The following is a 12,482-nucleotide window of genomic DNA, read 5'->3' as shown; positions in this document are numbered from 1 at the left end:
AAAGGGGGGAGTCAGGGGGGAGTCAGGGGGGAGTCAGGGGGGAGTCAGGGGGGAGAAGAATTCAAAGTCCCTCTGAGCAAGGGAAGAGAAGGATTCAAAGTCCCCCTTTTTAAGGGGGATTTAGGGGGATCGCCAATCATCATATTTAACCGATCAACGTCCCATGCAGCCTACCGATACCGAAGTTGAATTTAAACTCATTCCAGATGTCGCCCACCCGGATTTTGAAAGGGCGATCGCACTTTATCGAGACACGTTTCCGCCCCGGGAACGCATCCCCATCCCTCGGGTGAAGTCAGCAGTGGCATCGGGACGGACTCAACTTTGGGCGGGCTATTATCAGGGGGAATTGGCGCTGATGTCGATTGTCGAACCCTTGCCGATATCGGGTTTTCTGTTGTTGGGTTATTTGGCGACAAACCCGCAGTTTAGAAACCTCAAACTCGGCTCCCGATTTTTGCAATATATTATCGATGGGGCGAAACGGGAGTCGAAGTCGTTGGTTTTGGAAGTCGAGCATCCGGATTTTGGGGGCGATCGCGAATTAAAAGAACGCCGGATCGGATTTTATCGGCGATTTGGCGCGAAAATTCTCGGAGATATCGTCTATATTTTACCGCCTTTGGACGGTGGCAGTCAAGCCACGGAAATGATGTTGATGGTCATTCTTTGGGGCGATCGCAATACATTATCCAAAACCACCGTTCAACAATTGATACGGGAATTGTACGTCGAGGTTTATCGCCGCCATCCGGACGAACCGATTTTCAATTGGATCGAGGATATTCCAGAAGAAATTGACTTGGTTTAGCTAGGTTTATCCCGTTGCCGGGATTCATTGGTTTGAAAGTCTTCAAGAATGTAGTTGGCTTTGATTGCCTTCAACAACGGTTTCAATCCCGTTGCCGGGATTCATTGGTTTGAAAGAGATAGAGAGGATTGGAGAATTGATAAATCCCGTTTGAACGTTTCAATCCCGTTGCCGGGATTCATTGGTTTGAAAGCGCGGGGTTTGCCCGTATTGCGGTGGGTTCCACTGAAGGTTTCAATCCCGTTGCCGGGATTCATTGGTTTGAAAGCATAGCCAGGACTTCCTAGCTTCTCGATGTTTGCTGTGTTTCAATCCCGTTGCCGGGATTCATTGGTTTGAAAGTTTAATTGGGATATCAGCGACGAACAAATTGATAAGACAAGTTTCAATCCCGTTGCCGGGATTCATTGGTTTGAAAGCGCCATTCGGAGAGTCCCCCGGCTCGGAATGCCGCGATGTTTCAATCCCGTTGCCGGGATTCATTGGTTTGAAAGTCCTGCGGACGAACGAGTTATTTTTGGAAAATTCAATGTTTCAATCCCGTTGCCGGGATTCATTGGTTTGAAAGCGATTTAATGTAGAGTTTGGGGAGGCATTTCGGAATGTTTCAATCCCGTTGCCGGGATTCATTGGTTTGAAAGCGCCGGGGCGATGCTATTCTTTGCCAGAGTTTTAGGGGTTTCAATCCCGTTGCCGGGATTCATTGGTTTGAAAGTTTAACAAGAAACTTTTGGAGAAAAACCCGAAAGCACAGTTTCAATCCCGTTGCCGGGATTCATTGGTTTGAAAGCAAAAAAAGGCTACATGGACGTGAAGTTTAAGCTGTAGTTTCAATCCCGTTGCCGGGATTCATTGGTTTGAAAGTCCATCCTCTGTAACCCCGATGAATGGGCGTTTCCAGAGCCGGTTTTGGCGGACCCGATCGCGAATGGGCGTTTCAGCCATCGCCGATCGCCCATCCGCCGGAACCCAAAACGCTGAAAGTATTCAGTTGTCGAGGTTCTGGCGATTTGGCGGACCCCCCGGGGAAATCGACCGAGCTTCGGTCCGCCAAATTTTGTATGGTATTAGCATATCACAGATCCCCTACTCCGAGTCGAGGGGTTGCAGATAATTTTCATAGGCCTGCCTCAACTCCTCCCGCAACCGGTCTGCCAGCCACTCGGGTTCGAGTACCCGGACATTTTTGCCGTAGTGGAGGATGCGCTGTCGGAACCAGAACAGTTGATCTTCGCGGGTTTCGAGGATCTGATAGTTGCGATCGCGGTTCCGTTCCACCACCTTTTCATGGTCGCGGCGGGGTTTGTAGGTGGCCAGGGGGCCGCTCATCCGGTAGCGAATTTTGAGGGAGGGAAAAAAGGATCGCTTCCAACGGATACCGGAGGGCTCCCCCACCTTTTCGATGCGGTCAATTCGGAAGATGCTATTTTGTTCGACGGGGTGGGACCTCTTATAGTCCGGGACGAAGGCGAACAGGTACAACATCCCGTCGTGAAGGCGAAATTCCGAGCGGTCTAAATCCACCTGGGAGATCTTGCCACTGCTGCCACAATAGCGGATGGCGTAGCATTCCTGTTGGGCACAGCGGTCCTGGAGTTGATCCGCGATCGTTCTGAGACGTTCCTCGCCGTAGTCCGCCGGCGGACAAAAATCCGGTTTCAGATCCGGCGGGGCGTCGGAGGCCTTCAACCGCCCTAACCGCAGCAGTTGTTCCCCTTGGGTGGAAAACCCAACGCTGTCGAGCAATTTCGCGGCCATATATAAGGTCTGCCGCTGGGGGAGGGAGAGGATGACGGGAAAGTTGGACTCGATCAATTTGTAGGGACGCGAGGGGGCACTTTCGATCGCGAACCCGCAATCGTCCCGCAGTTCCCGCATCAGCCGACTCAGCTTTTGGTGCCGGTCGCCTTGTCGGAAAAAACTGTCGAGGGCGGCGATGAGATCGTCTCGCTTGTAGGGCTTTTCCGCCAAAAGCCTGAGCACTTCCAAAGCGAGGGCAATGTGACTGTAACGCACGGACCCGAATTAAAAGGACGCTACCCGATCCAATTTTACGCGATCGCACCCGCCGAGCCCGTCACCCGGCTTGAAATCAATTTTCCTTGCCCATCCCACCCGCCTTGAAATCAATTTTCCGTCTCCATCACACCCGCCTTGAAATCAATTTCAAGGCTAATAGCACAAGTCCACTCAAGTGGACTAATGAAGGTTGTTGGGGGGCGATCGCACCCCGCCACACTCTTCAATCCTCTTAAGAGGATTTTCGCTATTAGCTTGGGAATTGATTCCCAAGCGGGTGATGAGGTGGGGAATTGATTCCCAAGCGGGTGATGAGGTGGGGAATTGATTCCCAAGCGGGTGATGTTGGCTACCGGACAATGGCGATTCGGGTTGGGAAACGGTTTGCGATCGCACCCGCCGAGCCCATCCCACCGGCCGGGAAATGAATTTTCCTTGCCCATCCCACCGGCTTGGAAATGAATTTTCCTTGCCCATCACACCGGCCGGGAAATCAATTTTCCTTGCCCATCACACCCGCCTTGAAATCAATTTCAAGGCTAATAGCAAAAGTCCACTCAAGTGGACTCGTTTACAGGCAAGATGCCCGTTCTACCTGTTTTTGGAATGGCTCGACGAGTTGTTGTCATATATTGACTTCAACTTTCTGAGTCGGGGTCATAACATGGAAAATATCGAATCAATCAAACCGGTGAAAGTCAAACTCAAACCCCTATTCTCAGAACTCAACACCGGCTCGGAAAACTGCCCCTTGAAGTGTGGCGCCCGCTGCCGCATCCGCCAGCGGGCGCCGAAGCTGAAACCCCCTCCGGGCTGCGCCTGTCCCCTCTCCTCCCACCAGGCGAAAACCTACGCCGCCGTCATGTCCGGGGAGGCGGAAGTCATCTTCAATAAAGGCGCCACGGGGGACGGAAAATCCCTGGGCGGGAGCCTGCCCAGTTTGCTCAATCCGGAAATGCGGATGATGGGTTTGTACCCGACCGTCGAACTGGTGGAAGACCAAACCCGACAACAACAAGTGTATCACGAATTGTTTGATTTGGATGCGGAAACTCGGATCGATCGCCTCTACGGGGAGGAACTCAACCGCCGGGTGCGGGAAGAGTCGAGTCGCAAATTTGACGAGTTGCTGACGGCAATTTATCACCGTCCGGTATTGCTTACAAACCCGGATATTTTCCATTTAATGATCCACCACCGTTACATCAATCCGGCTATCGATCGCGCCCAATTGCCCCTGATTCTCGCCGAGTGGCCGGACTTGTGGGTGTTCGACGAATTCCATATTTTTGGCCCCCACCAAGAGGCTGCGGCCCTCAACAGTTTGACCTACATCCGCCGCACCCAGCAGCGTCCCCGCCGGTTTTTATTCACTTCGGCAACGCCGAAACCGGACTTTATCGAACAGTTGCGAAAAGCGGATTTTAATATTGCGGAAATTGATGGCGTTTACAGCGGTAAAGAAAAACCCGGATATCGCCAAATTTTACAACCTGTCAATTTGGAGTTTGTCAATTTAAGCGAGGGAAATTCTGTCGATTGGCTGGCGGAGTCCGCCCCGATGTTGGAAGCCCTTTTGACAGCGGAAAATCGCGGCCGGGGGTTGATTATTCTGAATGCGATCGCCTCGGTTAATCGGGTGGTGGAAAAACTCTCGCAAGCCCTGCCGGGGGTGTCGGTTCGGGAAATCAGCGGCCGCATCGATCGCCGCACCCGCCGGAGGCTTCAGGAGGAGTTGCAGACGGCATCCCAGCCGGTGTTGATTGTGGCGACTTCTGCGGTGGATGTGGGGGTGGATTTTCGCATCCATTTGTTGGTGTTTGAAAGTGGGGATGCTGCTACAAATATCCAGCGGTTGGGGCGGTTGGGGAGACATCCGGGCTTCTCGGATTATCACGCTTTTATTTTGATTCCCGGCCGCACGCCTTGGGTGATGGAGAGGTTGAAAGAGGCGATAAAACCCGAGGAACCTGTGGAGCGATTGCAACTCCAGGAGGCGATTATAGAAGCCTTTGAAGCCCCCAAATCCTTCGCGGAATATCGACAGCAATGGGGGCCGCTTCAAGCCCAGGGAATGTTGGCGATAATGACGCAGGGTAAAGTTGGTGAAACGGTGCGCGATCGCATGACAGCGGACTTGGATCGGGTGTATCCTGGACGGTTGGAGGGGGCAAAAAAACGCTGGTATGGCATGGGAAATGATCCCGTCGGCAAGGCGACTCAAAGGGAATTGTTGCGGTTTCGGGGGGGTAGCAGCCTGCAAGCGGCGGTGTGGGAGGAGTCGCGGTTTTACACTTACGATCTGCTGCGGTTGTTGCCCTATGTGGCGGTGGAATTGTGCGATCGCGAAACGTTTTTGGAGGCGGCAAAAACCGCCGGTTACAGCGATTTCTCCTTTCCCGAAACTTACATCCAAGTTTATCTGAAAGTGCTAGAATGGGTGGAAGAACGGATTAATTTAGAACTCAAAACCAACCGAGATAGCGACGAGTTAAACCCCTGCGAATTGTCCCTGTTGGATAAATTGTCAATTGCGGGACATCCCCAACCCGAGGTGAGTCGTTGTTTGCAGCGTCGCAAGTTGCTGGCGTTTCTCGTTCCCGTCGATCGCAATAAACCCGGAAGCCATTGGGATGTCAGCCGAAAATTGCGTCTCAGTCCCCTATTTGGATTGTACCGCATTACGGATGCCGGGGGGCAAGCCTACGCCTGCGCTTTCAACCAAGATGCCTTGTTATTGGAGGCGTTGAAATGGCGGCTGCGGCAGTTTTGTCGCCAACAACCGAAGTCGATTATTTTCTGAGGGTTTGCCGCATGGCTACTTTATTACAAACCTTATTGATCGAAACCTTGCCGGAGGACTGCGATCCGATTTTAAGCCGGTATTTCGAGACGATATTGCCCGCGATGGAACGGGAATTTGGGGGCGTTTCTGCCCTCGGCGGTGCGGAATTGTTTCATTATGAAATGTTGCTGAAACAGGGAGATTCATACGCGGATGATAAATCAAAACAATGGAGTCAAAAACCCGATCAAAATCTCTGCGTCCACGTCCTGAATGCCTTGTTAATCGGGTGGACATTGGCGGAACGGAACAATATCGTTTTATCGGATATTGAAAAGTGCCTATTCTGTCTGGGAATTACCCTCCACGACTACAATAAATATTGCAACGGGGACGGGGAGGCGGCGCCGAAAGCCTACGAAATCCCCGAAATCCTCGCCCTCTGCGAAGCGATGGGGGAAACCCTCAATTTTTCCGAGTTTTGGCAAGACTGGAAATCCTATCTTTCCGATATCGGTTTTTTGGCACAAAACACGCAATTCAAATGTGGCACGAATCCGATACCCAATAATTGGCCGAAATTTAAACTGCCAGATTCGCGGCGGTTGACACATCCCCTTCGCTATCTTTTGGCGTTCGGCGATATTGCCGTCCATCTCAACGATCCTGGGGATATTATAACAGAAAAAGGGGGCGATCGCCTACGGGAACATTTGAAATTTTTAGGTATTTCAAAAACCTTGGTTTATCACCGCCTGCGGGACACCTTGGGAATCCTCACCAACGGCATCCACAACGCCACCATTTATTACACCGAACAATTGGATTGGCAACCGCTGATTTACTTTGCCCAAGGTGTGGTTTATTTGGCTCCCAAAAAATATGAATCCCCCGATCGCGTATCTTTAAATAATTTCATTTGGGAACAGATCAGCGCCCTGCTTTCTGATAGAATGGGAGGGGGTGAGATCGGCTTCAAGCGGGACGGCAAGGGGTTGAAAATTTCCCCCCAAACCTCGGAACTGTTGCCGTCTAGTCAACTGATTTTGCAGCTTCCCACCGTCATCGAATCCCAGGTCAAAAATGCCAAAAATCCGGCGACTCCCAAACGACTGGATAAACTGCTGGATAACGGCAAATTGACTCAATCCGAACGGGAGGAATTGCAACGGGGGGCGGATTTGCGGAGCGATCGCATCGCCGAATTGATCCTGTTGGTGCAGCGGGAATTTTTCCCCCAGTGCGAGGCGTTCGTCCCCTGGATATTGGAAGCTTTGGAAGTGGGCGATCGCCTGACTCCGGAAGACATCCAAATCGTCATCGGCGGGGTGAATTACGGCTGGTATCGGGCGGCGGCGTTGTGGGTTGCCAAACACGCCACATTTGACGACCATCAGGTAATCGAATTTATGGGAAAACTGGCGGAAAATTTGGTCGAGTGGGCGGAAGAAAATCAGCTATTTCCGGAACATGATAGTCCGACGCGATCGGTGTTTGAAGACTATCTAAACTCTTATTTAGATGTCTCGGGCTGGGAAACCCAACTGCCCGATTTTTCCCAGGAGTTAGAAACCTACACCAAGGCAAAAACCAAATCTGCAAAACACCCCATCTGTTCCCTGAGTGGGGGCGAGTTTCCCTCGGAAAAACAACTCGATTCCGTGGTCTTGTTCAAACCCCAACAGTACAGCAATAAAAATCCCCTGGGGGGACGACAAATCAAGCGGGGTATTTCCAAAATTTGGGCGCTGGAAATGCTGCTGAGGCAGGCGTTATGGTCGGCGCGGGCGGGCAAATTTGAAGAGTCGCACCCGGTTTTTCTGTACATTTTTCCGGCCTACGTTTACGCCCCCCAAGTCGCCCAGGCGATCCGCCGTTTGGTGGAACAATTTAAGTCGATCAATTTGTGGGATATCCGCAAAGTTTGGCTGGAAGGGGGGATGGATTTTGAAGGTTTGCAAAATCCGCAGTTGCTATTAGAAAAACCGGAAGCCGGACGGACGGCGAAACCCCGATATTCTTCCCCAGATTTGCCCTTTATGGCGACCCTTTACACCACAACTCGGGGCTCGACGGTAACGGAAGCGTGGATACAGCCGGCATTTTTGGCGATCGCACTTTCGCGGCTGTTGGGGGTGCGGGTGGTGGCGACGGCCAGCAATGTCCCGCTGTATGACGGCGATCGCGAATTTTTGGCCTCCGTGGTGCTCGACGGTCCGGCGGGGTTTTGGTCGCTTTTGCACTGTCCGACATCGGTGCGGGTCCAGGAACTCGACGGGGTGCTGGCCCGGTTGCTGGTGGCCTACAGCCTCCACCTCGACAACCGCAGCAACCCCCCAGATGCCCGCTGGCAGGCGTTTAACGGCACGGTTCGGGAGGTGATGACCGATGTTTTAAACCTGTTTGCGATCGCCGCCGAGGGGTTGCGACGGCACAAGCGGGAGCCCTATCCAGACGAGGTGAAACGCTATTGGAATTTCGCACAAATTTGGTCTAAAGGAAATACAAACATGGAAGAAAAATTGCAACTGATTTCTCGAATTGTGGAAGACTATCGCAGTTTTTATCGCGTCAATGTCTCCGACTCCAGCCACGCGATTTTACTGCCCCTTTCTAAAACCTTGGAAACCATCCTTTCGGTTCCCGTCCAGGTGGAAACAGAAGATCTGATTTTGCAAGCCGCCGGACAGTTGAAAGATGCCATCGATCGCCAACCCCCCTACACCCGCCCCATTTTGATGGATAAATCCCTCGATATCGCCACCCGCCAGGAACGAGAATTGCGGGCGATCCACCAGTTTGTGAAAACCTGCGTCGAGGATTTATTCGGCGGGCTCTATCGGGGCGATCGCGCCCTGTTGCAGGAAAACCGCAACCGGATCAAATCCGGTGCGGAATTCGCCTACCGCTGGCTGGCGTTGCAGGAAAAAACGGCGGCCACCCAACCCACTGTCAAATAGTGTTGTCAACTTTCACAATTTGGAGTATCACCGACATGAGTCTGTTAGAAAAAATTGCCGACGAATTACTCGGACATTTTCCCCGCATCGCCTCCGGCAATTACATCCATTTTCTGGTGCTGCGACACAGCCAATCTTTCCCCGTTTTCCAAACCGATGGCGTACTGAATACCGCCCGCACCCAAGCTGGGTTGGAAACCCGGGATAACATCAGCCGCCTGGTGCTGTTCAAACGGAAACAAACCACCCCCGAACGGCTGTCGGGGCGGGAATTGTTGCGATCGCTCAACCTCACCAGCGACGATCCGGATGCGGAGAATTACTGCCAATACAATGGCGAAAATTCCTGCAAAAAATGCCCCGACTGTATTTTATACGGATTTGCGATCGGCGACAGCGGTTCGGAGCGATCGAAAGTCTATTCCGACTCGGCATTTTCCCTCACCCCCTACGAACAATCCCACCGCAGTTTCACGTTTAACGCCCCCTCGGAAGGGGGAACAATGAGCGAAGGGGGAAAAATGCGAACGGCGATCAACGAGTTAGATCACGTCCTGCCGGAAGTGACATTTCCGACGGTTGAATCCCTGCGAGATTCCACCTACGAAGGATTTATCTATATGCTGGGAAACCTGCTGCGAACCCGCCGCTATGGCGCCCAGGAGTCCCGCACGGGAACGATGAAAAATCACATTTTGGGCATCATCTTCGCCGACGGGGAAATTTTCAGCAATCTCTATTTCACCCAGGCACTTTATGACGTTTTTAAGTCCGATTTATACGCCCCAATTGCCGACATTCGGGGACAAGCCAGCCCAGTCATCGATCGCCTATTGCAGGAGGAACCCGTGCGAATTTCTCACCAATTTATGGGTTCGGAACTTGACGAACTGTTGCGGGAAGTTTCCGCCATTTACCAGGACGAAACCCGCCTCACAGAGGTGATGTCAACCCTCTACGAACAAACCCAAACCTACGCGCAAATGTACGGCGCGAATTCGGGGACTAAGAAGAAGGGGAGAAAATAGCATCTTAAAAAATGAAGGCAGGCACGGAGGCACTGCCCCCACGATTTTCTGATGGGAATGTGGGGGCAACCGTCTCCGGTTGCCTCCTAAAACATCCTCCGGTTGCCTCCTAAAACATCCTCTGGTTGCCTCCTAAAACATCCTCTGGTTGCCTCCTAAAACTCAAAAAAAGCTGAAGGCAGGCACGGAGGCACTGCCCCCACCGAATTTCTGATGGGAATGTGGGGGCAACCGTCTCCGGTTGCCTGCTACAATATCCTCCGGTTGCTTGCCAAAATATCCTCCGGTTGCCTCCTAAAACATCCTCCGGTTGCCTCCTAAAACATCCTCCGGTTGCCTCCCAAAACTCAAAAAAGCTGAAGGCAGGCACGGAGGCACTGCCCCCACGAATTTCTGATGGGAATGTAGGGGCAACCGTCTCCGGTTGCCTGCTACAATATCCTCCGGTTGCTTGCCAAAATATCCTCCGGTTGCCTGCCCCCAAAATGCCCTAATGAGATCAAAATCATGGTATTATATTACTGTCGATTAACCTTGCACGATAACGTTTTTTTCGCGACTCGGGAAATGGGAATTCTCTACGAAACCGAGAAATACCTGCACAATTGGGCGCTCAGTTACGCCTTTTTTAGCGGTTTTTACATTCCCCTGCCCTATCACTTGCAGGGCGATCGCGCCCAAAATCCCTCCTATTTGAACCGCGATCGCGAACAAAATTTGATTTCCCTCAACTCCGACAACCTCTACATTTTCCCCGCCTTTCCCCTGCGGTGGTCTTATCAAATAAACACCTTCAAAGCAGCCCAAACCGCCTATTATGGAAAATCCAAACAATTCGGGGAAAAAGGGGCCGATCGCAACTACCCGATCAACTACGGACGCGCCAAAGAATTGGCCGTCGGGAGCGAATATTGCACCTTTTTGATCGCCCCCGAATCCTTCGAGATTCCCCGCTGGATACGGCTGGGAAAATGGATGGCAAAAACCAAAGTCACCGCCGCCGCCATTCCCGAAACGGCCTTAAAATCGCGATCGGGAACCTACGTCTGCCGCCACCCCCTCAACCCCATCGACTTGCCGCCCCAGCAGCAACTCAAACTGTACGATCGCATCGTCATGCCCCCCGTCAGTTTGGTCGCCCAAGCCCAAATCGAGGGCGATTATTGGCAACTGGAGGGGGAAACCTGGGATGAATTCAGGCGACAATTTCCCGAACTGGAAAAAACCGTTTATCTTCCCAACAATACCCGTTACGGAGGCTAAAATATTGGCTATTTTTCTCAACTCCCACCCCTTACAATCCATCGTCGTCGAACTCAGCGCGATGGAAAGCGGCCACCCCCCTGCAACCCTCGGACGCGCCATCCACGCCCAGATTTTGAAGTGGATACAATTGGGCGATCCGCAGTTGTCCGAACGGATTCACGCCGGCCAAAGTTCCCCCCTCAGCGTATCCGGATTGATGGGAAATCGCCGCCAACCCAAAACCCAAGCGGGCGATCGCTTTTACTTCCGCATTGGCATCATAGACGGAACAATTATTCAACCCCTATTGACGGGAATCGAACGCTGGGAAACCCAGGAAATTGTGTTGGGAAAATTCCCCTTCGTCGCCACCAAATTTTCCATGTTTCGCGACAGCCATTCCCTGGCGGAATCTTCCTCCTATGAAAGTTTAGCACAATCTCCCATCATCAAACCCACCATTCAGTTAATGTTTCACTCCCCCACCAGTTTCAAACAGAAAGATAAAATCCAGACCTTTCTACTGCCGGAACTGGTCTTTTCCAGCCTGCACCGCCGCTGGAACCAATTCGCGCCGGAAGCCCTGCATTTTTCCGAAGTGGAGTGGGAAGGTTTGGTGTCTGCCTACGAGTTAAAAACCCACGCTTTGCGCTTGGAAGGCGGGGGAGAAATCGGCGCCCAAGGTTGGATTCGCTATCGGTTCCCGGACGAAGAACAGGCGCAAATTGCCTCAATTTTGGCGCGGTTCGCCTTCTTTTCCGGCGTGGGCCGCAAAACCACAATGGGAATGGGACAGGCGAAAGTTCAGCTTCCCAAACCCCACAAGTAGCACGGGCATCCTGCCTGTCATCACAAGCTAGAAGCTTGTGCTACGCGATTTTAAATTATTAAAAATTGGAGTATTTATCGTGAATGACGATTATTTGCCCCTGGCATATTTGAATGCCTGGGAATACTGCCCCCGGCGATTTTACTGGGAATATGTCCTCGGAGAAATGGCGGATAACGAACATATTTTGATGGGGCGATATCTGCACGACAACATCAACGAACCGGGAGAAAGCCACCAAGGCGATACCCTCATCCGCCGCCAGCAGTGGGTTTGGAGCGATCGCCTCAAAGTCAACGGTATTATTGACGCGGTAGAAGAACGGGAAAATAAGTTGATTCCTTTGGAATATAAAAAAGGTCGAATTTCCCAACATTTAAACGACCATTTCCAACTCTGCGCGGCGACGTTATGTTTGGAAGAACGGCTGACCGTTTCCATTCCCTACGGCGAGATATTCTACCACGGAAACCGCCGCCGCCAGCGGGTCGATTTCACCCCCGAATTGCGACAGATGACCGAAAGCGCGATCGCCCTTTCCCGCGAGAGTGTGGATGGCGCGATGCCGCCCCCAATTCGCAATTCCAAAAAATGCCGGGATTGCAGTTTATTGGGGATCTGTTTGCCGAAGGAAGTCAAGCTGTTGCGCCAACCCGTCTCGTCCACTCAAAGTCCCCCTTTTTAAGGGGGGAGAATTACTAAAAGTCCCCCTTTTTAAGGGGGATTTAGGGGGATCGTTTCCCATTGATAAGAAACAGAAGATCCCCCCCAGCCCCCCTTGGAAAGGGGGGAGAATCAATCAAAG

Annotated in this window: 8 protein-coding genes and 1 CRISPR repeat array; of the genes, 7 read left to right on the top strand and 1 reads right to left on the bottom strand. The window is 52.1% G+C overall.

Annotated elements, in window-relative coordinates:
• Positions 1-163 precede the first annotated feature (163 nt).
• Positions 164-811 carry a GNAT family N-acetyltransferase gene (locus tag AC0QHF_RS27055; protein WP_324707389.1) on the top strand — a complete coding sequence of 216 codons (648 nt, stop codon included), beginning with the start codon at positions 164-166 and terminating at the stop codon, positions 809-811.
• 2 nt (positions 812-813) lie between these two features.
• Positions 814-1,675: direct repeats of the CRISPR family, unit length 37 nt; unit sequence GTTTCAATCCCGTTGCCGGGATTCATTGGTTTGAAAG.
• Between the two features lie 222 nt (positions 1,676-1,897).
• Here AC0QHF_RS27055 and AC0QHF_RS27050 read toward each other — a convergent pair.
• The gene (locus tag AC0QHF_RS27050; RefSeq protein WP_324707388.1) at positions 1,898-2,827 is read right to left on the bottom strand and encodes a helix-turn-helix transcriptional regulator; all 930 of its coding nucleotides are present in this window, start codon (positions 2,825-2,827) and stop codon (positions 1,898-1,900) included.
• Between the two features lie 667 nt (positions 2,828-3,494).
• On the opposite strand from AC0QHF_RS27050, the gene cas3 reads away from it, so the two are divergent.
• From cas3 to cas4, 6 genes are all read left to right on the top strand, one after another.
• On the top strand, positions 3,495-5,633 hold the full coding sequence (cas3, locus tag AC0QHF_RS27045; RefSeq protein ID WP_324707387.1) for a type I-D CRISPR-associated helicase Cas3': 2,139 nt from the start codon (positions 3,495-3,497) through the stop codon (positions 5,631-5,633).
• Between the two features lie 11 nt (positions 5,634-5,644).
• Complete coding sequence (cas10d, locus tag AC0QHF_RS27040; protein WP_324707386.1) at positions 5,645-8,575, top strand: type I-D CRISPR-associated protein Cas10d/Csc3; 2,931 nt, start codon at positions 5,645-5,647, stop codon at positions 8,573-8,575.
• 35 nt (positions 8,576-8,610) lie between these two features.
• Complete coding sequence (cas7d, locus tag AC0QHF_RS27035) at positions 8,611-9,603, top strand: type I-D CRISPR-associated protein Cas7/Csc2 (protein ID WP_324707385.1); 993 nt, start codon at positions 8,611-8,613, stop codon at positions 9,601-9,603.
• A 507-nt stretch (positions 9,604-10,110) separates the two neighbouring features.
• Complete coding sequence (cas5d, locus tag AC0QHF_RS27030) at positions 10,111-10,866, top strand: type I-D CRISPR-associated protein Cas5/Csc1 (RefSeq protein ID WP_324707384.1); 756 nt, start codon at positions 10,111-10,113, stop codon at positions 10,864-10,866.
• Between the two features lie 4 nt (positions 10,867-10,870).
• Positions 10,871-11,677: a CRISPR-associated endoribonuclease Cas6 gene (cas6, locus tag AC0QHF_RS27025; RefSeq protein WP_324707383.1), complete on the top strand. Its 807-nt coding sequence runs from the start codon at positions 10,871-10,873 to the stop codon at positions 11,675-11,677.
• Between the two features lie 79 nt (positions 11,678-11,756).
• On the top strand, positions 11,757-12,362 hold the full coding sequence (cas4, locus tag AC0QHF_RS27020) for a CRISPR-associated protein Cas4 (protein ID WP_324707382.1): 606 nt from the start codon (positions 11,757-11,759) through the stop codon (positions 12,360-12,362).
• The last annotated feature ends 120 nt before the right edge of the window (positions 12,363-12,482 follow it).

Source organism: Lyngbya sp. CCY1209, from assembly GCF_055795065.1.
This window is presented reverse-complemented; position numbering and strand designations above follow the sequence as displayed.